This is a genomic window from Pseudoxanthomonas mexicana, from assembly GCF_010093385.1.
Lineage (GTDB): Bacteria > Pseudomonadota > Gammaproteobacteria > Xanthomonadales > Xanthomonadaceae > Pseudoxanthomonas_A > Pseudoxanthomonas_A mexicana.
The window spans coordinates 24,919-44,030 of sequence record NZ_PDWV01000020.1 but is presented as its reverse complement, the minus strand read 5'-3'; the positions used below and the strand labels follow the sequence as shown (position 1 = coordinate 44,030).

22 protein-coding genes and 2 tRNA genes are annotated in these 19,112 nt (G+C 69.0%); 3 read left to right on the top strand and 21 right to left on the bottom strand.

Annotation, left to right across the window (positions count from 1 at the left end):
• Positions 1–5 precede the first annotated feature (5 nt).
• From CSC76_RS09210 to CSC76_RS09120, 19 genes are read right to left on the bottom strand one after another with little or no spacing between them, the layout of a single operon-like run.
• Positions 6–443, bottom strand: a complete 438-nt coding sequence (locus CSC76_RS09210; RefSeq protein WP_162109729.1) for an excinuclease ATPase subunit — start codon at positions 441–443, stop codon at positions 6–8.
• Between the two features lie 26 nt (positions 444–469).
• Positions 470–1,711: a beta-ketoacyl-ACP synthase gene (locus CSC76_RS09205; RefSeq protein WP_162109728.1), complete on the bottom strand. Its 1,242-nt coding sequence runs from the start codon at positions 1,709–1,711 to the stop codon at positions 470–472.
• A complete protein-coding gene (gene fabG / locus CSC76_RS09200) occupies positions 1,708–2,442 on the bottom strand; it encodes a 3-oxoacyl-ACP reductase FabG (RefSeq protein WP_162109727.1) in 735 nt (244 codons plus the stop codon). The genes CSC76_RS09205 and fabG overlap by 4 nt, the downstream gene beginning before the upstream one ends.
• Positions 2,439–2,894, bottom strand: a complete 456-nt coding sequence (locus CSC76_RS09195; RefSeq protein ID WP_162109726.1) for a hotdog family protein — start codon at positions 2,892–2,894, stop codon at positions 2,439–2,441. Before CSC76_RS09195 ends, fabG begins: the two co-directional genes overlap by 4 nt.
• The gene (locus CSC76_RS09190) at positions 2,894–4,084 is read right to left on the bottom strand and encodes a beta-ketoacyl-ACP synthase (RefSeq protein ID WP_162109725.1); all 1,191 of its coding nucleotides are present in this window, start codon (positions 4,082–4,084) and stop codon (positions 2,894–2,896) included. Before CSC76_RS09190 ends, CSC76_RS09195 begins: the two co-directional genes overlap by 1 nt.
• Positions 4,081–4,629 carry a DUF3261 domain-containing protein gene (locus CSC76_RS09185; protein WP_162109724.1) on the bottom strand — a complete coding sequence of 183 codons (549 nt, stop codon included), beginning with the start codon at positions 4,627–4,629 and terminating at the stop codon, positions 4,081–4,083. The genes CSC76_RS09190 and CSC76_RS09185 overlap by 4 nt, the downstream gene beginning before the upstream one ends.
• Positions 4,617–5,849 carry an NAD(P)/FAD-dependent oxidoreductase gene (locus CSC76_RS09180; protein ID WP_162109723.1) on the bottom strand — a complete coding sequence of 411 codons (1,233 nt, stop codon included), beginning with the start codon at positions 5,847–5,849 and terminating at the stop codon, positions 4,617–4,619. The genes CSC76_RS09185 and CSC76_RS09180 overlap by 13 nt, the downstream gene beginning before the upstream one ends.
• The gene (locus CSC76_RS09175; RefSeq protein WP_162109722.1) at positions 5,846–8,218 is read right to left on the bottom strand and encodes an MMPL family transporter; all 2,373 of its coding nucleotides are present in this window, start codon (positions 8,216–8,218) and stop codon (positions 5,846–5,848) included. The genes CSC76_RS09180 and CSC76_RS09175 overlap by 4 nt, the downstream gene beginning before the upstream one ends.
• Complete coding sequence (locus CSC76_RS09170) at positions 8,211–8,843, bottom strand: outer membrane lipoprotein carrier protein LolA (protein ID WP_162109721.1); 633 nt, start codon at positions 8,841–8,843, stop codon at positions 8,211–8,213. Before CSC76_RS09170 ends, CSC76_RS09175 begins: the two co-directional genes overlap by 8 nt.
• Positions 8,840–9,271 carry an acyl-CoA thioesterase gene (locus CSC76_RS09165; RefSeq protein ID WP_162109720.1) on the bottom strand — a complete coding sequence of 144 codons (432 nt, stop codon included), beginning with the start codon at positions 9,269–9,271 and terminating at the stop codon, positions 8,840–8,842. Before CSC76_RS09165 ends, CSC76_RS09170 begins: the two co-directional genes overlap by 4 nt.
• The gene (locus CSC76_RS09160; RefSeq protein WP_162109719.1) at positions 9,261–10,802 is read right to left on the bottom strand and encodes an HAL/PAL/TAL family ammonia-lyase; all 1,542 of its coding nucleotides are present in this window, start codon (positions 10,800–10,802) and stop codon (positions 9,261–9,263) included. The genes CSC76_RS09165 and CSC76_RS09160 overlap by 11 nt, the downstream gene beginning before the upstream one ends.
• Positions 10,795–11,739 (bottom strand): lysophospholipid acyltransferase family protein, encoded by a 945-nt coding sequence (locus CSC76_RS09155; protein WP_162109718.1) that lies wholly within the window; start codon positions 11,737–11,739, stop codon positions 10,795–10,797. Before CSC76_RS09155 ends, CSC76_RS09160 begins: the two co-directional genes overlap by 8 nt.
• Positions 11,736–12,512: a glycosyltransferase family 2 protein gene (locus tag CSC76_RS09150; protein ID WP_162109717.1), complete on the bottom strand. Its 777-nt coding sequence runs from the start codon at positions 12,510–12,512 to the stop codon at positions 11,736–11,738. Before CSC76_RS09150 ends, CSC76_RS09155 begins: the two co-directional genes overlap by 4 nt.
• Positions 12,502–14,184 carry an ApeI family dehydratase gene (locus tag CSC76_RS09145; RefSeq protein WP_162109716.1) on the bottom strand — a complete coding sequence of 561 codons (1,683 nt, stop codon included), beginning with the start codon at positions 14,182–14,184 and terminating at the stop codon, positions 12,502–12,504. Before CSC76_RS09145 ends, CSC76_RS09150 begins: the two co-directional genes overlap by 11 nt.
• Positions 14,177–14,707 carry a COG4648 family protein gene (locus CSC76_RS09140; RefSeq protein WP_162109715.1) on the bottom strand — a complete coding sequence of 177 codons (531 nt, stop codon included), beginning with the start codon at positions 14,705–14,707 and terminating at the stop codon, positions 14,177–14,179. Before CSC76_RS09140 ends, CSC76_RS09145 begins: the two co-directional genes overlap by 8 nt.
• A gap of 38 nt (positions 14,708–14,745) precedes the next feature.
• Positions 14,746–15,000 (bottom strand): acyl carrier protein, encoded by a 255-nt coding sequence (locus CSC76_RS09135; RefSeq protein WP_142124725.1) that lies wholly within the window; start codon positions 14,998–15,000, stop codon positions 14,746–14,748.
• Positions 15,001–15,023: 23 nt separating this feature from the next.
• On the bottom strand, positions 15,024–15,293 hold the full coding sequence (locus CSC76_RS09130) for a phosphopantetheine-binding protein (protein WP_462687195.1): 270 nt from the start codon (positions 15,291–15,293) through the stop codon (positions 15,024–15,026).
• On the bottom strand, positions 15,271–16,068 hold the full coding sequence (locus tag CSC76_RS09125; RefSeq protein WP_162109713.1) for a lysophospholipid acyltransferase family protein: 798 nt from the start codon (positions 16,066–16,068) through the stop codon (positions 15,271–15,273). The genes CSC76_RS09130 and CSC76_RS09125 overlap by 23 nt, the downstream gene beginning before the upstream one ends.
• Positions 16,061–16,795 carry a beta-ketoacyl synthase chain length factor gene (locus tag CSC76_RS09120; RefSeq protein ID WP_162109712.1) on the bottom strand — a complete coding sequence of 245 codons (735 nt, stop codon included), beginning with the start codon at positions 16,793–16,795 and terminating at the stop codon, positions 16,061–16,063. The genes CSC76_RS09125 and CSC76_RS09120 overlap by 8 nt, the downstream gene beginning before the upstream one ends.
• Positions 16,796–16,934: 139 nt before the next feature.
• Here CSC76_RS09120 and CSC76_RS09115 point away from each other — a divergent pair.
• From CSC76_RS09115 to CSC76_RS09105, 3 genes are all read left to right on the top strand, one after another.
• Positions 16,935–17,010 (top strand) — tRNA-Ala (locus CSC76_RS09115).
• A 51-nt stretch (positions 17,011–17,061) separates the two neighbouring features.
• Positions 17,062–17,137, top strand: a tRNA-Glu gene (locus CSC76_RS09110).
• Positions 17,138–17,328: 191 nt separating this feature from the next.
• The gene (locus CSC76_RS09105) at positions 17,329–17,556 is read left to right on the top strand and encodes a hypothetical protein (protein ID WP_162109711.1); all 228 of its coding nucleotides are present in this window, start codon (positions 17,329–17,331) and stop codon (positions 17,554–17,556) included.
• Between the two features lie 21 nt (positions 17,557–17,577).
• Here the strand turns inward: CSC76_RS09105 and CSC76_RS09100 are convergent, their stop codons facing one another.
• Together CSC76_RS09100 and ppsR are read right to left on the bottom strand one after the other, a co-directional pair.
• Positions 17,578–18,060 carry a DUF1249 domain-containing protein gene (locus CSC76_RS09100; RefSeq protein WP_162109710.1) on the bottom strand — a complete coding sequence of 161 codons (483 nt, stop codon included), beginning with the start codon at positions 18,058–18,060 and terminating at the stop codon, positions 17,578–17,580.
• 116 nt (positions 18,061–18,176) lie between these two features.
• Positions 18,177–18,998: a posphoenolpyruvate synthetase regulatory kinase/phosphorylase PpsR gene (gene ppsR / locus CSC76_RS09095; RefSeq protein WP_162109709.1), complete on the bottom strand. Its 822-nt coding sequence runs from the start codon at positions 18,996–18,998 to the stop codon at positions 18,177–18,179.
• Positions 18,999–19,112: the final 114 nt, after the last annotated feature.

Here is a 19,112-nt window from a genome sequence, read left to right as displayed (position 1 = left end):
GCCGCTTACTTGACCTTGGCGTAGGTCGCCTTGAAGGCTACGCCGCTCATGATGTTGCCTGCGTAGCATTCGTAGTGGGTGGCGCTGCGGAACTCGTTCTTCTTGAAGTAGCTGACGATGTCGATCACGGCATTCGCGCCGCGGTCCTTGGCGCCTTCCTGCAGCGCCTTCAGCGCCGACAGCGCCACCCAGTTGCAGGACTCCACGTCCGACTTGCCCACGCCGTTGGTCTTCTTATTGGTGACGTCCTCGCCCATGCGGGCGGCCACGGCAGGTGTCTTTTCTCCGGCAAGGTAGAAGCGCACGCTGCCATCGATGCCGGCGGCCCTGGCCTGCGGCGAGTTGATCAGCTCACGCAACGGGAGTTCCAGGCGCGTGTCGGCGGCGAAGGCGGTCGGGACGGTGAGCAGGGCCAACGCGGCCGTGGCGAGAATTCGTTTCATGGTGGGCTCCTTGGGATAGCGGGTGTTCAATCTTTCCAGCGCTTGAAGATGATCGATGTATTGATGCCGCCGAAGGCGAAGTTGTTGTTCATCACGTAGTCGGTCTGCAGTTCGCGACCTTCGCCGGTGATGTAGTCCAGGTCGGCGCAGCGCGGGTCGCGCTCCTCCAGGTTCAGCGTGGGGGCGAACCAGCCCTCGCGCATCATCTCCAGCGTGATCCAGGACTCGTAGGCGCCGCAGGCGCCCAGCGTGTGGCCGACGTAGCTCTTCAGCGAACTGATCGGCATGCGCTGGCCGAACACCGACGCGGTGGCCGTGGTCTCGGCGATGTCGCCGTGGTCGGTCGCCGTACCGTGCGCGTTGACGTAGCCGATCGCATCGGGATGCAGGCCCGCGTCTTCCAGTGCCAGCCGCATCGCCTGCGCCATCGTGTCGGCGCTGGGCTGGGTGACGTGCTGGCCGTCGCTGTTGGTGCCGTAGCCGACGATTTCGCCCAGGATGGTCGCACCGCGCGCGAGCGCATGTTCCAGGTCTTCCAGCACCAGCGTGCAGGCGCCCTCGCCCAGCACCAGGCCGTCGCGGTGGGCGTCGAACGGACGCGGCGTACTGTCCGGTTCGTGGTTGCGCACGCTGGTGGCGAACAGAGTGTCAAACACGGCCGCCGCCGTCGCATCCAGCTGCTCGGCGCCGCCGGCGATCATCGCCACCTGCTTGCCGCTGCGGATCGCCTCGAAGGCCGAGCCCACGCCCTGGCTGCCCGACGTGCAGGCACTGGACGTGGTGTAGACGCGTCCGGTCAGGCCGAAGAACACGCCGATGTTCACCGGCGCGGTGTGGCTCATCATCTTCAGGTAGGTGGTGGCATTGATGCCTTCGGTGGTGTGCTCGTTGAGCATGCGGCCGAAGTCGCCGATGGCCTCGTGGCTGCCCGCCGACGAGCCGTAGGACACGCCTACCTTCCCGCTTTTCAGTACCGGGTGCCCCAGCAGGCCCGCCTGTTCCAGCGCCAGTTCGGTGGCGCGCACGGCCATGATGGCCACCCGGCCCATGCTGCGCGTTGTCTTGCGGTTGTAGTGCGCGGGCAGTTCGAAGGGCTCGGCCGGTGCCGCCAGGCGGGTGTTCAGGCCTTCGTACCGGTCCCACTCCTGCATGTGCCGTACCGCATTGCGGCACTCGCGCAGGCGCAGGTGCACGCTGGCCCAGTCGTGCCCCAGCGGGCTGATCGCGCCCGCGCCGGTGACTGCCACACGTCGCTCGATGCGGCTCATCCGACCAGTCCTCCGTTGACCGAGATCACCTGGCGGGTGACATAGGACGCCTGCGGCGACATCAGGAACGACACCACGGCCGCGACCTCCTCCGGTTTGCCCACGCGCTTCATCGGAATCATCTTCATGGCCTCGTCGACCACCTCGCCGCTCACCATTTCGGTATCGATCAGGCCGGGCGCGACGCAGTTGACGGTGATCCCGCGACTGGCCAGTTCCAGCGCCAGTGCTTTGCTGGCGCCGATGATGCCGGCCTTCGCCGCGCTGTAGTTGACCTGCCCGCGATTACCGACCAGGCCCGACACCGACGACAGCGTGACGATGCGGCCGGGCTTGCGCCGGCGCACCATCGGCATGATCAACGGGTTGAGGACGTTGTAGAACCCGTCCAGGTTGGTGTGCAGCACGGCGTCCCAGTCCTCGCCGCTCATGGCCGGAAACGCGGTGTCGCGCGCGATGCCCGCATTGCAGACCACCCCGTGGTACGCGCCGTGTCGGGCCACGTCGGCTTCCAGCGCCTGCGCGGCGGCGGCACGGTCGGCCACGTCGAAGGCCAGTACGCGGGCTTCGCGCCCGAGCGCACGCGCCTGCGCGGCGACGGCTTCGGCCTCGTCCACGCGGCTGCGGCAATGCACAACCAGATCGAAGCCATCCTGCGCCAGCGCCAGCGCGATGGCGCGCCCGATGCCCCGGCTCCCCCCGGTGACCAGGACCGTTGTCTCTCCCCTCATTGCGGCGTGCTCTCCAGATAAGCCATGGCGTCCGGCGGTTCGAACACCGACACGTTGGCGGTTGCCAGTTCGTCGCCGTCCTCCAGGATGCGGCAACGGAACATTCCCAGCCCATTGTCGCCCAGCAGCTCGCGCGTCGCCTCCACCCGAAGTAATGCGCCCGCCACGAACCACGTCACCCGGCTTTCGTAGCGGCGCGTGCCCAGCAGGAAGCCGATCGACGGCTCGCGCCCCGCGCTGCGCGCACGGCATCCCGCCCAGGCGGCGATGGCCTGGGCCATGTATTCCACGCCCACCCAGGCCGGAACGCCTTCGGCATGACTGAACGGTCCTTCGTGAGGCACGCGCAGCTCGACCGCCACGCTGTCCTCGTCCCAGGCCACCAGCCGGTCGACCAGGCGCAGGGTGCCGCGGTGCGGCACCACCCGTTCGATGTCGTACAGATCGTGCATCACCCCTCCCCGAACACCAGCACGGCATTGCTGCCGCCGAACGCGAACGACTGGCTGAGCACGTGGCGCAGCGGCCGTGCGGCGGTGGCACCGGGAGGCACGAAGGCGAGCGCCGGCAACGCCGGGTCCGGCTCGCCATCCCACCAGTGCGGCGGCAGCCGGTGGCCGGGATTGTCGACCATCGCCAGCCAGCACAGGCCGGCCTCGACCGCGCCCGCGGCACCCAGCGTGTGGCCGGTCAGCGGCTTGGTGGAACTCACCGGCACATCGGTACCGAGCGCCGTGCTGACCGCGCGGCTTTCCATCGCATCGTTCTGCGGCGTGGCGGTGCCGTGCAGGTTCACGTAGTCGATGTTGGCCGCTGTCAGGCCTGCCCGCGCCAGCGCGTGGCCGATCGCGGCGATGGCGCCATGGCCTTCCGGTTCCGGTGCCGACACGTGGTGGGCATCGGAGGTTTCACCCCAGCCCGCCAGCCGCACCGGTCCCGGATCGCGCGTCATCAGGAACAGGGCGGCGCCCTCGCCGATGTTGATGCCGTGGCGGTGCGCCGAGAACGGATTGCAGCGCTCGCTGGCGACCGATTCGAGCGCCATGAAGCCGCGCACGGTGAACTGGCACAGCGAATCCGCGCCACCGGTGATGACCGCATCCACCAGCCCGGTGCGCAGCAGCCGCGCCGCCGACGCCATCGCCTTGGCGCTGGACGAGCAGGCGGTGGAGATGGTCCAGGCGGGGCCGCGCGCGCCGGATTCGGCGGCGAGGAACCGCGACGGCGCACCGATCTCCTGCTGTACATAGTGGAAGCCTTCCGGCCAGCGACCCTGACGGCGCCACATCGCCATCGCCTGCTCCGCCTCGCCGATGCCCGAGGTGCTGGTACCCACCACCACCGCCACCCGCGACGGACCATAGCGTTCGATGGCCTGCCGGACCTGGCCCTGGATCTGCAGGTAGGCTGCGCGCAGCAGCGCGTTGTTGCGTCCGTGCAACGGCACGGGGTGATGGTCCAGCGACGGCAACGGACCGGATACGGCGCCCAGTGCCAGGCGGTAACCCGGCAGCAGCGTCTCGTTCATCGCCACGCCGCCAGGGGCATCGTCGCGGAACACCGCCTCGCGTACCGCCGCGGTGCCATGGCCGAGCGCACACACCAGGCCGAGATCGTTCAGGAAGATGGCGTCGCCTTTCACGGACTGGGCGCTCCACCGGCCACCGATTCGATGGTCAGATCATAGCCATCGGTGCGGTTGCGGACCTGCAACGTGGTCGCACTTGTGCGTTCGCGCACCAGCCACGCACGACCATCCCGCCGCAGCTCGCGCACGTCGCCCGCCTCGTGCAGCTCCCATCCGGCAGGCAACACGGCACGCACGGCGTCCGCGGGCCACAGGCTGAACTGCACATCGTCGAGCACGCGCTCGCTGCGCACGGCGTCCGGCAGCCAAGCGGCACGCTGCTCCATCAGACTCTGGCCGTCCCACTGCAGGCGCACGCCGGTGCGGCCCATGGCCTGCACCGCCAGGCGCACCTCGGATGCGTCGACTTCGAGCAGCGCGTCCAGTTCGCGTACCTGCGTACCAAAGCGGAACACCAGCCGCTGTTGCACGGCCAGTTCATGGCCCAGCGCGGCCGGCGCCAGCCGCAACGCAGGCAGTTGAACCGCGGGCGCGACGGGGCGCGTTGCGCACGCGGCCAGCAGCAGGCTGGACAGCAGCAGCGCGATCAGCCGGTGCACAGCTGCTCCAGCACCTGCAGGCGACGCTGCGTGTCGGCGACGTAGGGATTCTTCCTGTCCCACGCGTAGCCGGCGAGGATGGAACAGATCATGCGGCGGATGTCCGGCTGCGGATCCGGATGGAAGATGATCCGCTGGAAGCCGCCGGCGTACCACGATTCCACGAACCGGCGGAACGTCTGCACGCCGCCGCGCAGGGGCGCCGCGAAGTCGGCTTCCCAGTCCACCGCCTGGCCGGCGTAGCGGCGGCGCAGGCATTCGCTGGCCAGCTGCGCCGACTTGAACGCGATGGTGACGCCGGAGGAGAACACGGGATCGAGGAACTCGCCCGCATTGCCGAGCAGCGCATAGCCCGGCCCCCACAGCGAGGACACGTTCGCCGAATAGCCGGTAATCTGCCGCACCGGCAGCACGGCCCACTCCGCATTCTTCAGCAGGCGGGTGAGATTGGGGTCTTCGCCGACGATGGCCTGCAGGCGCTCCAGTTCGGTGCCCTGGTAACGGTCGAGGAATGCCGTTTCCGCGACCACGCCCAGCGAGCAGCAGCCGTTGGAGAACGGAATGGTCCAGTACCACACGTCCACGTGCTCCGGATGCGTGGTGATCAGGATCTTGTTGCGGTCGAAGCCCGCATCGTGCGGAATGTGGTCGCGCACGTGGGTGAAGATGGCGCCGCGCACCGGGAAGTTCGAGGGCGACTCCAGCTTCAGCAGGCGCGGCAGCAGGCGCCCGAAGCCACTGGCGTCCAGCATGAAGTCCGCTTCGATGGCGTACTCCTCGCCTTCCGGCGAACGCACGGTGACGCGCGGCGTCTCGCCCGGTTCGGCGGAAAGCACTTCATGGCGATAACGCACGTCCGCGCCCATGCGCTCGGCACCCTTGGCCAGCACGTGGTCGAAATCGGCGCGCTGCACCTGGTAGGTGGTGCCCCAGCCCGGCGAGAACTTGTCGCGGAAATCGAATTCGGTGGTGCGTTCGCCGCGCACGAACGCGGCACCGTTCTTGTATTGGAAGCCGGCTTCCACCACGTCCTGCAGCAGGCCAGCCGCCTGGATGTATTCCATGCTCTGCGGCAGCAGGCTTTCGCCGATGGAGAAGCGCGGAAACTGCTCGCGCTCGACGATCAGGACCTTCCGGCCCTGCTGGCGCAGCATCGCCGCGGCCACGGAACCGGCGGGGCCGGCGCCGATGATCAGGATGTCGGTGCGTTCCGTTTTCATTCGGAGGGGTGTCCTTGCAGGGAAGAAGCGTCCGGCGCCGGCCGGAACAGGGGCGACAGCAGCCAGACCAGGCCGATGCCGAACAGCAGGGTCAGGCCGAAGGCGCGCAGCGCGGGCGTGGCCGACAGGCCCAGCAGGCCGAACGAGAGCCACGTGCTCGCGGCACCCACACACACCGCAAGCCACGCGCTGGCGTCGCCGCGGTGCTCGACCAGGAAGATGCCGTAGTCGATGCCCATGCCCAGCAGCAGCATCAGCGCCAGCACGTTGAACAGCTGCAGCGGCTGGCCCAGCCAGCCCAGCAGCGCGACGGTCAGCAGGCCGGCCAGCAGGGTCGGCGTGATGACGCGCCAGGCCTGCGTGCGATAGCGGATCGCCAGCACGACGAACACGACCGCCACGCCGGCCAGCAGCAGCCAGGACATCATGTGGCGGTAGTACGCCAGCAGGCGTGAAATGTCGGCGGTGCGGTCGACCCAGCGCACGCCGTCCAGCCCCTTGGCCTGGGCGGCGAAGACAGCCAGCGCATCGGGTCGCGACAGGTCGTTGACCATCACCACCGAGGCCATGCCCTGCCCCACCTTTCCCAGCCACAGGGAGCGCACGGGCAGCGACGCGGGCGACGCCAGGAAGGCCTCGATGTCCAGCGCGGATGCCGCGAATTCGCCACGCGCCAACGTCTCGCCGGTGACGGTCGACAGGCGCGCCAGCACGAGCCGTTCGACGCGCGAGGTCAACGCAGCGTCTTCGTCCTGCCGGCGCTGCGATGGCAGCCAGTCGCTCAGGGCGCGATGGCCGCCGACGGACCCGTCGGCCTCGATGTCGCGCAGCCGGGCGACCAGCCGCTCCTCGCGCTGCAGGACCTGTTCGGCATCGCGGCCCTGCACCAGGAAGAACTGCGCCGGACTGGGCATGCCCAGCAGGCGACCCACCTCGCGTTGCTGGGCGATCAGCTCGGCTGGCGACGATTGCAGGCTGCGCAGGTCGTCGTTCCCCTGCACGCGCATCAGTCCCGGCACGGCGACCAGCAGCACCACGACGGCGAGCGCGATGCCCCCGCGACGCGTCGCCAAGCGCGGCCAGCGCGCCAGCGTGCCGCCCAGCCAGCGCGAGAAGCCCGTGGTGCGCACCTCACCGCCATCGAGCCAGGGGAACAGGAAGATCGCCGTCAGGAAGGCCGCCGACAGTCCGACCACCGAGAACAGCGCCATCTGGCGCAGTCCGGGAAAAGGCGCCAGCCCCAACGCCAGGTACGCCAGCGCGCTGGTCAGCAACGCCAGCCACAGGCCCGGCAACAACTGCCGCAACAGCGACCAGCGGCGCGCCGCCGCCACGCCCTGGCGCGAGGCGAACCAGTGGATGCCATAGTCCTCGGCGACACCCACCAGGCTGGCGCCGAAGATCAGCGTCAGCAGGTGGATCTTGCCGAACACCAGCACGGTGACGGTCAGGGCGACCGCGCACCCGACCAGCAGGGACAGCGCGACCAGCAGCAGCGGCCGGAACGAACGGAACGCCAGCCACACCAGCAGCAGCACGGCGGCCAGCGAACCCCAGCCGATGGTGTTGACCTCGCGGCTGGCCTGGACCGCGGCGGACTCGGCATGCAACGGCACGCCGGCCTTCAGGACGCGCAGTCCCGGCGCGGCGGTGGTGGCCGCGCCTGAGGCGGCGTCCAGCAGGTCCTGCAGCCGCCGTTGCCCATCCAGCTTGAACGCGGAGTCGCGCAGGGTGAAACGCAGCACCGCCCAATGGCGCCCGTCGGCCTGCAGCAGGCCGTCGGCATCCAGCGCCATGCCCGAGGCGGCCACTTGGGCCTGCCACCAGTGCGGCCACAGGCCGAGGGGATCGTCGCGCCACCCGGTCAGCCGCGGCGCCCCCATGGGGCCGTACAGAGCGGCGAGCGCCGATTCGGCCAGCGCATCGGACGGGGTCTGCTCCAACTGGCGACGTTGTGCCTCCGTCAACAGGCGATCGCGATACGGCGCCAGCGCTACGCGCGCCTGGGCGAACCAGTCCTCGGGCGAGCGCTCCGCCACCAGCAGGCCCGCGCCATCCCCGGCCGATGCCCGCACGGCGGCCCCGAACGCGTCCCGGGCGCGCAGTGCCGCTTCCGCATCGACGGCGCCCAGCATCACCACCACGTCGCGCGCACTGTTGCCGGCGATCCGCCGGGTGGCGTCGGCAACCGCAGGATCGCCCGCATCCATCGGCAGCAGCGCCAGGATGTCGCTGTCGATGCGCGGGGCCTGCCAGAAGCGCACGTGATGCCAGGCCACGGCCACGAGCACCAGCAGCCACGCCAGTGCCAGCCAGCGCCAGCCGCGCGGCCTGCCCTCCGCCCCCAGCGATGCGTGCGGCTCAGTCAAACCGGGCGGCCTCGTCGCGCGTCATGGTGGCCGGCGTCTCGGTCATGGCCTCGAAATGCAGGCGGGTGACATCGCCGTTGGCTTCGCGCAGTTCTACGTCGCGCACGTAGCGGTCGCCCGCCAGCCGCACCGACGTGAACGCCTGCGCCAACTGGCGCGAACGGGGCGACAGCGTCATCCGCCAGCCCTTGCCGTCGCCGGTCTCTTCCTTCACGTCGAAGGCGGCGGTCAGCGCCTTCGTATCGCCGCTCATCAACGCGAACATCATGGCGTTGATGCTGCGCAGGCCCGGCTGCTGGCGCCCGTCCACCTCCACACGGCGACTGCCGTCGCGTTGGCGGCTCAGGATGCGGTCCTGGGTGATGACGGTCTCCGAGGGGAATGGCGCCAGCGTGCTCCACACCACGCCCTTGTCGCGTGCCAGCAGGAAACGCCCGCTGGAGCGCAGCGGATTCCTGAAGCCCGCGACCTGTTTCTCCTGCCTGAATTCACCGCGCAGCAGCGGCACCTGCGCCACCTGCGCGCGCACCCGGGCCAGCGGCTCCGCCGCCATGGCCGGAGAGAGCGGACCGGCCCAAGCCAAGGCCAGGGCAAGGACGACCAGCAGGTCACGGACGAACGTCATGGCGCAGGAACTCCCAGCCGCTCCCAGAGCACGGGCGGACACAGGTACAGCATCTCGCCTGAAGCGGCGTCGACCGCCACCTGGATCGTATGCGCGCGCGTCAGCACCTCGCCGCTGACGGCATCGCGGATTTCGTAGTCCATCCTCAAGCGGTTCTCCCACTCGCTGATGCGGGCTGCCACGACCAGGGGCTGCGCGTACCGCAGCGGCCGGATGTACTTCACCCGCGTATCGACGATCGGCCACATGTAGCCGGACGCATGCATCTGCGGGTAGTCGTAGTCGAAGCGCTGCAGCAGCGCGCACCGGGCGATCTCCAGGTACTTGAAATAATTCCCGTGCCAGACCACCTGCATGGCGTCGCAGTCGTGGAAGGCGGGGATCAATGCGACCTCGATGGCGAAGTCGTCGCGCTGTTCAGCCCGCATAGACGGCCCAGCGTTCGTCGCGGATGTCGGCCAGCAACCGGCGCAGTTCGCCGTCCAGTGCCCGGTCCTCCTCGACCAGCGCGATGCGCGCTTGCAGGTCGGCGTACATCGCCGCCGGACCCTCGCCCAGTGTGGACGGCAGGCCGACGCGCTGGCGCAGGGCCAGGGCCTGGCGCGCGGCGATCAGCATGCCGGCGACCACCTGTTCGGTCAGTTCGATCACCCGCAGGCAGTCGCGCGCGGCGATGGTGCCCATGCTGACCTTGTCCTGGTTATGGCATTCGGTTGAGCGGGAGAACACCGACGCGGGCATGGTCAGCTTCAACGCTTCGGCCGTCCACGCCGACACGCTGATCTGCAGGGCCTTCAGGCCATGGTTGATCGCCGCGCGCGACCCGGTGGCGCCGGACAGGTTGGCGGGAAGGCCATGGTTGTAGCGGGCATCGACAATCAGCGCGAGCTGGCGGTCCAGCAGGTCGGCCACGTTGGCCACCGTGTTCTTCAGCGAATCCATCGCGAACGCGATATGTCCGCCGTAGAAATGGCCGCCATGCAGGATCTGTTCGCGTTCCGGGTCGATCAGCGGATTGTCGTTGGCGCTGTTGAGTTCGGTTTCGATCAGCTGGCGCAGGAACGGCAGCGCGTCTTCCAGCACGCCGATCACATGCGGTGCGCAGCGCAGCGAGTACCGGTCCTGCAGCCGCTGCTCGTTGCGCGGCGGACGGTCGCTGTGCAGGTCCTCGCGCAGGCGCTGCGCCACGCGCGACTGGCCGGGATGCGGCTTGGCGGCGAACAGCACCGCATCGAAATGGTGGGCATTGCCGTTGCTGGCCAGCACGTTGAACGCCGTCAGCCGGGTGGCGAGCCGCGACAGGTACTCCGCGCGGTGGAACGCCAGGCAGGCCAGCGCCGTCATCACCGCGGTGCCATTCATGATGGCAAGGCCTTCCTTGGGGCGCAGCGTCAGCGGCGTCATGCCGATCTCGGACAGCGCCTCGCCCGCGGGGCGCCGCCAGCCCCCGTGCATGACTTCGCGTTCGCCGCACAGCACGGCCGCCACGTACGACAGCGGCGTCAGGTCGCCGCTGGCGCCGACCGAACCCTCGGCCGGAATCAGGGGCAGCACGTCGTGGCGCAGCAGGGTTTCCAGCCCTTCCAGCAACGGCAGGCTGACGCCGGACATGCCGCGCACCAGCGACGCCAGGCGCGCGGCGAGTACCGCGCGCGTTTCGGCCTCGTCCAGGAAGCGGCCCAGCCCGCAGCCGTGGTACGTGTAAAGGTGGTGCGGCAGTTCCGCCACCAGCGCGGGCGGGATGTTGACCGTGCACGAATCGCCGTAGCCGGTGGTCACGCCATAGATGACGCCCTCCTCCTCCAGCAACCGGCTGAGGAAGTCCGCCCCGCGCGCGATGCGTGCGCGGAAACCGGGATCCCTCGAGAGCACGGCGGGCACCTGCCGGCGCGACAGCGCCACCACGTCCTCGATGCGCAGCGGTGCGTCGCCGAAGACCGGCGCTGCGGATTCACTCATTGCGGGCGTCATGCGTTACCTGATCCCAGAAGGGGTAGAAGTTGAACCAGTCATAAGGCGACAGGCGGACCTGCCGTTCCAGCCACGCCGCGAACTGCGAAGCGTAGCCGGCCAGCGCGGCGTCGCGCGAGCCGCGCGGCAGTTCGATGCGTTCGGCGAAGGCATCCATGCGCACGCTGTAGCCATCACCCTCGTGCGTGCAGGCCATGGTGAACACCGGGCATTTCAGCGCGGCGCCCAGCACATAGGCCCCGATGGGAAACGGCGCCGGGTGGCCCAGGAACGGCGCGTCCACCGTGCGGCCGCCACGCAGGGGCACGCGGTCGCCGGCAATGGCGACGAACTCGCCACGGGCCACGCGCTCGGCCAGCTTCACCGCGTCGGCCGGCCCCAGGTCGGTGACCTGCAGCAGTTCGACCCGGGTCGTCGCGTCCAGGCGGCGCATCATGCGGTTGAAGCGCTCGGCATGCGCCGTATGCACCAGCGCGGTCAGACGCAGCCCTGGGACCTGTTCGGCCATCACCTGGCACAATTCAAGACAGCCCAGGTGTCCGGTGACGATCAATCCGCCCTGCCCCGACCTGACCCGTGCCAGCACGCCCTCGCGGTGCATGCGCACGCGGTCGACCGGATAGCGCTGACCCAGCGCCAGGATCTTGTCCAGCAGCGTCTCGGCGAACATGGCGAAGTGATGCAGGCTGTGCCGCATGCCCGGCGCCTCCGCCGGCACGCCCAAGTGCGCGTGGGCGCGTCGCAGGTACTGCAACGAGGCGCGCCGCGCAGTGCCGTTGAGCAGCCAGTGGACCAGCACCACCGGATACACGCAGACGCGAAAGGGCCAGCGTCCCAGCCAGCGATGCACCGCGCACAGCAGCAGGATGCCGCCGACCGAGGTGGATTCGCCGATCTCGGCCCAATGCTGGCCGCGACCGCTCACGACGCCACCGCCGCACGGCGCACCAGCAGTCGCGGCAGGCGGCGCAGCATGCCGAAGAACAGGCGCGCGTGCATGCGGCTGATGCGGACGTTGTCGCGCCAGACATCGAAGTGGGAAACCCCGTCCAGCGGGTACGTCACGCGCGTGGGCAGGTTGTGGACCACGATGCCGCGCCAGAACAGCCGCACCAGCACCTCCACGTCGAAGTCCATGCGAAGGCCGATGGTCTCCTCGTCCATCAGCCGCAGCACCGGCGGCAGCGGATACACGCGGAAACCGCACATCGAATCGCGGATCGCGAACGACAGGGTGTTGATCCATACCCAGACATGGGTGAGGTAGCGGCCGTACAGCCTGCCCTTCGGCACGCTGGCGTCGTAGCGCGGTACGCCGCAGACCACATCGTCCGGATGCGCCCGGGCCAGCGCGAGGAAGCGCGGGATGTCGGCCGGGTCGTGCTGTCCGTCCGCATCGATCTGCAGCACATGGGAGTAGCCCTCGCCGCCCGCCTGCCGGAATCCGGCCAGCACCGCGCCACCCTTGCCCTGGTTCACCGGCAACCGCAGCAGCCCGACACGCGGTGCATGCAGCGCCGCCAGCCGGTCCAGTTCGCGCGCGCAGGCGGCGCCCGAACCGTCGTCCACCAGCAGACATGGCACGTCGGCGGCCAGCACGCCCTCCACCATCGTGGCGATGGCGTGCTCGTGATCGAATACGGGGATCACCACCAGCGGATTGAAACCGGGCCGGGCCGGCGCCTGCTCACTCGCCATGGTCGAACACCAGCCGGCCGCTGGCGTGCGGACCGTGTACGGATGTATAGCGGAACTGCAGCGTGCAACGCTCGGCCTGCCACTCAAGTTCCAGATGGATCGTGTCGCCCGGACGTGCCACGCGCTGGAATTTCAGCGCCTCCATGCGCAGGAAGCGCGATGGAATGGGGAACGCCTCGCGCGCAAGCTGGACCGCCCAGTCCAGCTGCGCCACGCCGGGCAGGATCGCGGCCTGCGGGAAATGGCCATCGAACACGGCCAGCGACGCATCCAGCGGCAGTTCGACCCGCGCCTGCGTCGGCGTGCGCAGCGTCCACGTCGCCGTCGGGCGCTCGGGACGGAACAGGGCGGTCAGCGCCGCTTCGGTCACCTTGCCCTGCGCATTCGCCGGCAACGCGGACACGAACCGCCACCGTCGCGGACGCGTCACCGCATCCTGGCTGGCAGCCAGATGCCGCGACAGTGCCTGCGACAGGGCACGGCGCGCCGCGGCGTCCTCGGGTACGGGCAGGCCGCTGGCCATCGCGACCACGGCCGCCAACGTACTGCGGCTTCCGCCCAGCAACAGCACCCGCACGTCCCCGACCGCGGGATGCGCCCGGACCTGCCGTTCCAGCGCATCCAGCGACACGCGTCGCTCTTCCACCTTCACGATGCGGTCCGCACGACCCAGCAGACGGAACCCCCCGCAGCCGTCCGGCTCCGCGCGGTCCTGGCTGCGCCACCACGCGGCATCGGAGAGGTGCGGCGAATGCACTTCGAGCACGCCCTCCTGCACGCGCCACTCCACGCCGGGCAGCGCCCGCCATGCCGGCTGCTCTTCGCGCCAGCGCCGCCAGGCGATGCCGCCGGTCTCGCTGCTGCCCAGGATCTCCGTCGGCGACACACCCAGCAGGCGCGATACCTCATGCGCGGCTTCGGCGGGCAAGACGCCGCCCGAGGAGAACACCGCGCGCAGCCGTCCATGCAGCGATGCCCAGTCCAACTGCGCCGGCAGACGCTTGAGATGGGCCGGACTGGCCACCAGTACCGCGTCCTGCCCGTCCATCGCGGCCAGCAGGTCTTCCGGAAAGAAGGCGCGCGGGACGATCGCGCGGCCGGCGGACAGCGGCCACAGCCCCCGGAACAACAGGCCGTAGATGTGCTGGTGGGAGACGGTCCCGTGTACGGTCGCGCCCTCCAGGCCCGTACCGAGCGCAGCTTCCAGCGCGTGCACCTCGGCATCGAGCTGTCGCAGCTGCTTCTCGATCGCGACCGGCTCGCCTGTGCTGCCCGAGGTGAACACGACCAGCCACGCCGCCTCCGCATCGAGCGGCTGCAGCGGGGTAGCGGATACATCGTCGGTGGGCGCCGCCAGCGTGGCCTGCGGCCAATCGCCTGCGAAACCATCCACCCGCCCCTGAAGGCGCGCCTGCGTCCCCGCCAGCGCATCGCCGGGCAGCACCACGGTCTTGCCCGCGTGCCAGGCGCCGTACAGGGCCGCAGCAAAGCATGCTGCATCTTCGAAATGGAGCGCCCACGCATGCGCCGGCGAAGCAGCGAATGCGGTACGCCACCGCAGCACGTCGCGATGGAAGTGCGCATGGTCGCGGGAATCCCGACCGGCCGCCGTGAATGCACGACCGGGCTCAGGCTGCACCGCCACCTCGGCCAGACAGCGCCACTCAGCCATGCCGGTGCCCCGCCCTGACCCGCTGCCGCACCAGCCACTCCACGCCGAACAGCAGGCCGATCAGCCCGTAGGCGATCAGGCCGTTGTACAGCGCCCACGCGCGGTCGGACATCCACAACGCCGTCGCCAGCGCCAGCGCGCCGTTCAGGACGAAGAAGCCGCACCACACCTGGGTGACCCGGCGCGTGTACGCCACGCCGGACGGCGGCAGGTCGGGTTCGCTCAGTCGCGCGATGCGCTCCACCGCCGTCGGCGGGAACGCCAGGCTGGCCGCGAACACGACCAGCAGCACCGCATTGATCAACGCCGGATACAGCTTCAACGGCAGTGCCTGGTTGAACACCGTCGCCAGCGCCGCCAGCACGGCCGCGCCGGCGGCCGCGACCAGCCACACCGCCTGGCGGGTCGCGAGCGCACGCAGCAGCGCCAGCGCCAGCAGCAGTACTGCCAGCCAGCGGGGCTCGAACCGCCCCATGGCCCAGTACACCACCAGCGGGTACGCCACCGACAACGCCACGAACATGGCCGCGCCTATCCTGGACACGGGAGAGCGACCTGCGCTCAGGCGGCTTGGTCGCGGATCAGGCCGTACAGCACGTCCACGATGTCCTGCACCGTGCGTACCGACTTGAACGCATCCGGCTGCAGGCTGCGCCCCAGCAAGGGCTTGAGCTGCACGATCAGGTCCACCGCATCGATGCTGTCGATGTCCAGGTCGTCGTAGAGCCGGGCCTCGGGCGTGATCCGCGCGGGCTCGATCTCGAAGCTGTCATGCAGGATCGTGACGATCCGGTCGAAAAGTTCGTTCTTGGTCATCTTGCCAGTCCTGCCGTCCCTGCTCAGGCCTTGCCCTGCGAGGCGACGAAATCGGCCAATGCGCGCACGCTGGCGAAATGCCGACGGGTTTCCTGCGAATCCGCGGAAAGCGCCACTCCGTAGCGCTTCTGCAGCGCCAGCCCCAGTTCCAGGGCATCGATGGAATCCAGACCGAGCCCCTCCACGAAGAGCGGCGCGCCGGTGTCGATGTCGTCCGGGGAAATGTCCTCCAGCGACAGCGACGAAATGATCAATTCCTTGATCTCGTGCTCAAGTGCCTGCACGCGATGGATCTCCCGCAAAGTAGTTGGCCAGATGTTCCGTGAGCCGCCGGGCTGCCAGCGCCTCTCCCCCCGCCGACGGGTCCGCCCCCTCCGTTCCGTTCAGGAACGGGGCGATCGGCAGGTCTTCCTGAACATCGATCACCATATGGAACCGCGTCGGCGGCACACGATACCACTTATCCCCTTTCCCCAGCGTCGGCGGCGAACACGTGATCCGCACCGGCGTGATGTCCAGCGCGCCGCGCACGGCGATGTTGGCGGCGCCGCGCTGCAACCGCAGCGGCTGGCCCGGCGTGGTCCGCGTACCCTCGGGAAAGATCACCAGCGCGCCTCCTGCGCGCACGGCGGCGATGCAGTCCTCCACCAGCCCTGCACCATCGTCGTTGGATACGTAACCTGCGGCCCGGACCGGCCCCCGCATGAACGGATTGCGCGCGACCGCCGACTTGACCACGCAGTCCGCGTTGGGCAGCAGCGAGACCAGCAGGACCACGTCGATCAGGGTGGGGTGGTTCGCCAGCACCAGCAGGCCGTCGCGCGCCAACCGCTCGCGGCCGCGGATCTCGTAGGTCATCACTCCCAGCCGCCGCATCAGTTCCACGTGCGCGGCGAAGCTGCGCTGCACGATCCGCCGTGCCCAGCGCCGACGGCGCTCCGGGTCGCGCACCAGCCACAGCATGGGCGGCAGCACGCAGAGGCCCAGGAACAGGCCGCCCAGCCCGAAGGCAAGGAAACTCAGCCCGGTGCCCGCGACCCGCCACGCATGGTGGATGCGCTCACCCATTCCGCCGCCAGTGCCAGGCGGTGCCGTCGCCCCGCCACTGCAGGGAAGGATCGCCCGACAGCAGGAAGCGCAGGACATCCAGTGCGTGAGGCAATGCCGCAGGAGCGTCGTCCGCTCCGCCTTCGTCATTCCACCCCAGCGCGACCGCATCGCCCGCCGCGCCCACCGGACCCACGCGCCAGCACCATGCGAAGCCTGCGTCCGGCTCGTCGGCAAAGTCCGCGTACACGGCAGGCAAGGGTGCGTCGTAGACCACCAGCAGCACTTCCGGCGCGCCATCGGCCAGCAGTGCGGCGGCCTCGATGCAGGCTGTCTCCACCGTCGCCCTGCCACCGGCCACCGCCACGTAGTTGCCGCGGTCCCGGCGCAGGATCGAATAGAGTGCGGCGATGGCGTTGTGTACAGACAGCCCGAACGTGGTGGGCGATGGGGGTTCATCCACGGCAAGCGCTTCCAGCAGTTCCATGGAGCGCGCCACGTCGCCATGCCGCGAGGCGAACACCAGCGGTATCCCGGTGTCCTCGGCCTCCTGGCACCAGCAGGCGGTCTGGATGGCCATGCGCCCCAACCGCTCGATGCGGCGCCGTTGCATGGCGGGAACCTCCTGCAGCGCGGGCGTTTCGGTCCCCGAGGGTACCCACGGCGCCGAGGCCCATGCGCGCCATGCATCCCGATCCACCAGACCCGGCGCCCATGCGGCCCATTGCTTGACTGAAAAGCCGATCATCCCGCGCGCACCGCTCCGTCGAATTCCGTGTGCGCTATTTCACCCGCATGCCCGGATGTTCGCCAGTCGTAAAAATTTTCGTAACGGATGCTTGCGCATCGGAAAGAGGCTGGCTATTATTTCGCTCCTGCCAGCACGTGGGGCCATAGCTCAGCTGGGAGAGCGCCTGCATGGCATGCAGGAGGTCGGCGGTTCGATCCCGCCTGGCTCCACCAACTTCCGGACAATAGGCCGTCCGGAAAGAAGATCTGGCAACACTTTCGTGTGTCCCCATCGTCTAGAGGCCTAGGACATTACCCTTTCACGGTAGCGACCGGGGTTCGAATCCCCGTGGGGACGCCACTTATCTTGAAGGCCCGGGAAACCGGGCCTCTTTTTTTGCCTCGCACGTTCGTAACCCTGCTTTCGCAGACATTTACAAGAATCTCACCACCTCCCGCGTAGAACCTTGGGCAGCCCATGCCGACCCGCGCGGTCGCGCATGCCAACAGATGGTGTGGTCGAAGCTGGTTCCCCTTCGTGGAGCTGCCGTCATGACGCACGATGCCCTCGCCGACGAACTCGTCTCGCAACTGCCGCTCCATCGCGATACGCGATGGACGGCGGGCTCGCTGGGGCTGGATGAGGCGGCCTTCGATGCGGTCGCACAGCGGCTGCTGGAACTGGAAACACAGGGTGCGATCGACGTGATGAACATGAGCCGCGACGCCCGCAACGGCCTGCGCCGGCTCAATGCCATCCGCTTCGTGCGCGTGGCCTGAGCGGCCGGACTGCGCGCGGAATCAGGCGACGTCGCGCACGAATCCGGCCGGATGCAGGGTCGCCACGCCATGCCCCTGCTCGGCCAGGTACTCCAGCCATTTGCCGAGAAAGGTATTCATCCGCATGCGGTGGCTGATGACCTCGGCCGGCGGCGGATACAGGCCGATGACGTCCTGCCAGCGACGGCCCACATAGCAGTGCGTGGCTTCGGCCTGGTGCGCGTCGCGGTAGAGCCGCACGAAGGCCGAGGGGTCGGGCTCGCCGGTGAGCGGGTCGCACAGGTCGTAGGTCAGCCGCAGTTCCACCGTGTAGCGGTGCGTCTCGATCACGTCCAGGCGCAGGTCCAGGCCGTCGCCGACGCTGGACAGGTAACTGCCCGCCTGCAGGTGCTCGGGCGCGAACAGGCGCGAGAGCCGCGCATGGTTCTCCGCATACAGCGCCATCAGCCAGCCGAAACGGCTCAGCCGGGGAATGCGTGCGGTGCGTGCGAGGGCCTGGGACATGGCCCGATCCTACACGGGGAATTCCCTGCGCGGCAGCATTGACGCGCAGCATCGTGCGGCCTAAGTTAAGGATCTGCCGCCCGTGGATTTCCGGGCCCGCGCCGCACCCTCCCCGCTCAGTACATCTCGCGCTGCAGGCCCAGCGTGGAGAGGACCTTGCTCGAGATCTCCTCGATGGACTTGTTGGTGGTGCTGAGCGTGGGCAGGCGTTCCACCTGGAACATCGCCTCGGCCGCGGCCACTTCGCGCCTGCAGGTTTCCATCTTCGCGTAGCTGGAGTTCGGCCGGCGTTCCTGCCGGATCTGGTGCAGGCGCTCCGGATCGATGGTCAGCGCGAACAGCTTTCGACGGTAGGGACGCAGGCGCACGGGCAGGCGGTCGGTTTCCAGGTCGCCATCGGTCAGCGGATAGTTGGCTGCGCGGATGCCGTAGTGCAAAGCGAGGTAGACGCAGGTAGGCGTCTTGCCGGCGCGCGACACCGCCACCAGGATCACGTCGGCCTCGTCGTAACTCACCGCCATGCCATCGTCGTGGGTCAACGCGAAGTTCATCGCGTTGATGCGGCGGTGGTAGGTCTCGAAGTCGACCAGACCATGCGCCTGGCCCACGCGCGACTGGCGCTGCTCGCCCAGTTCGCGCTCCAGCGGCTCGATGAAGGGCGCGAACACGTCCAGCACCAGCGCACCGCTCTCGGCGATCAGGGCGCTCAGGGTCGGATCCACGCAGGAGCTCACCACGATCGGGCGCGCGCCCAGCCGCTCGCCGGTGCGACGGATGCGGTCCGCAGCGTCCCGGGCCTTCTCTTCGTCGTCCACGAAGGACAGCCGGTCGGTCTGGAACCGCATTCCCGCGAACTGGGTCAGCAGGCTGTGGCCGATGGTCTCGGCCGTGATACCGGTGCCATCGGACACATAGAACACCGGGCGCAGTTCAGACATGGCCACTTTCCCCCTGCTTCACCATGGAAACCCCTGTCAAATCAAGCTTGTCTGCAATTGGTATGCACTGCATCATATCGCTTCTTCCCCCTAGACACGGCCCCACGCCGGCGG

Excerpts from the sequence above, each read along its gene's own strand:
- CSC76_RS09160 (WP_162109719.1), bottom strand. The coding sequence starts at position 10,802 with ATGAGTGAATCCGCAGCGCCGGTCTTCGGCGACGCACCGCTGCGCATC.
- CSC76_RS09120 (WP_162109712.1), bottom strand. The coding sequence starts at position 16,795 with ATGATCGGCTTTTCAGTCAAGCAATGGGCCGCATGGGCGCCGGGTCTG.
- CSC76_RS09150 (WP_162109717.1), bottom strand. The coding sequence starts at position 12,512 with ATGGCGAGTGAGCAGGCGCCGGCCCGGCCCGGTTTCAATCCGCTGGTG.
- CSC76_RS09170 (WP_162109721.1), bottom strand. The coding sequence starts at position 8,843 with ATGACGTTCGTCCGTGACCTGCTGGTCGTCCTTGCCCTGGCCTTGGCT.
- CSC76_RS09135 (WP_142124725.1), bottom strand. The coding sequence starts at position 15,000 with ATGACCAAGAACGAACTTTTCGACCGGATCGTCACGATCCTGCATGAC.
- CSC76_RS09100 (WP_162109710.1), bottom strand. The coding sequence starts at position 18,060 with ATGTCCCAGGCCCTCGCACGCACCGCACGCATTCCCCGGCTGAGCCGT.
- fabG (WP_162109727.1), bottom strand. The coding sequence starts at position 2,442 with ATGAGGGGAGAGACAACGGTCCTGGTCACCGGGGGGAGCCGGGGCATC.
- ppsR (WP_162109709.1), bottom strand. The coding sequence starts at position 18,998 with ATGTCTGAACTGCGCCCGGTGTTCTATGTGTCCGATGGCACCGGTATC.
- CSC76_RS09125 (WP_162109713.1), bottom strand. The coding sequence starts at position 16,068 with ATGGGTGAGCGCATCCACCATGCGTGGCGGGTCGCGGGCACCGGGCTG.
- CSC76_RS09140 (WP_162109715.1), bottom strand. The coding sequence starts at position 14,707 with ATGTTCGTGGCGTTGTCGGTGGCGTACCCGCTGGTGGTGTACTGGGCC.
- CSC76_RS09105 (WP_162109711.1), top strand. The coding sequence starts at position 17,329 with ATGACGCACGATGCCCTCGCCGACGAACTCGTCTCGCAACTGCCGCTC.
- CSC76_RS09195 (WP_162109726.1), bottom strand. The coding sequence starts at position 2,894 with ATGCACGATCTGTACGACATCGAACGGGTGGTGCCGCACCGCGGCACC.
- CSC76_RS09205 (WP_162109728.1), bottom strand. The coding sequence starts at position 1,711 with ATGAGCCGCATCGAGCGACGTGTGGCAGTCACCGGCGCGGGCGCGATC.
- CSC76_RS09145 (WP_162109716.1), bottom strand. The coding sequence starts at position 14,184 with ATGGCTGAGTGGCGCTGTCTGGCCGAGGTGGCGGTGCAGCCTGAGCCC.
- CSC76_RS09165 (WP_162109720.1), bottom strand. The coding sequence starts at position 9,271 with ATGCGGGCTGAACAGCGCGACGACTTCGCCATCGAGGTCGCATTGATC.
- CSC76_RS09180 (WP_162109723.1), bottom strand. The coding sequence starts at position 5,849 with ATGAAAACGGAACGCACCGACATCCTGATCATCGGCGCCGGCCCCGCC.
- CSC76_RS09210 (WP_162109729.1), bottom strand. The coding sequence starts at position 443 with ATGAAACGAATTCTCGCCACGGCCGCGTTGGCCCTGCTCACCGTCCCG.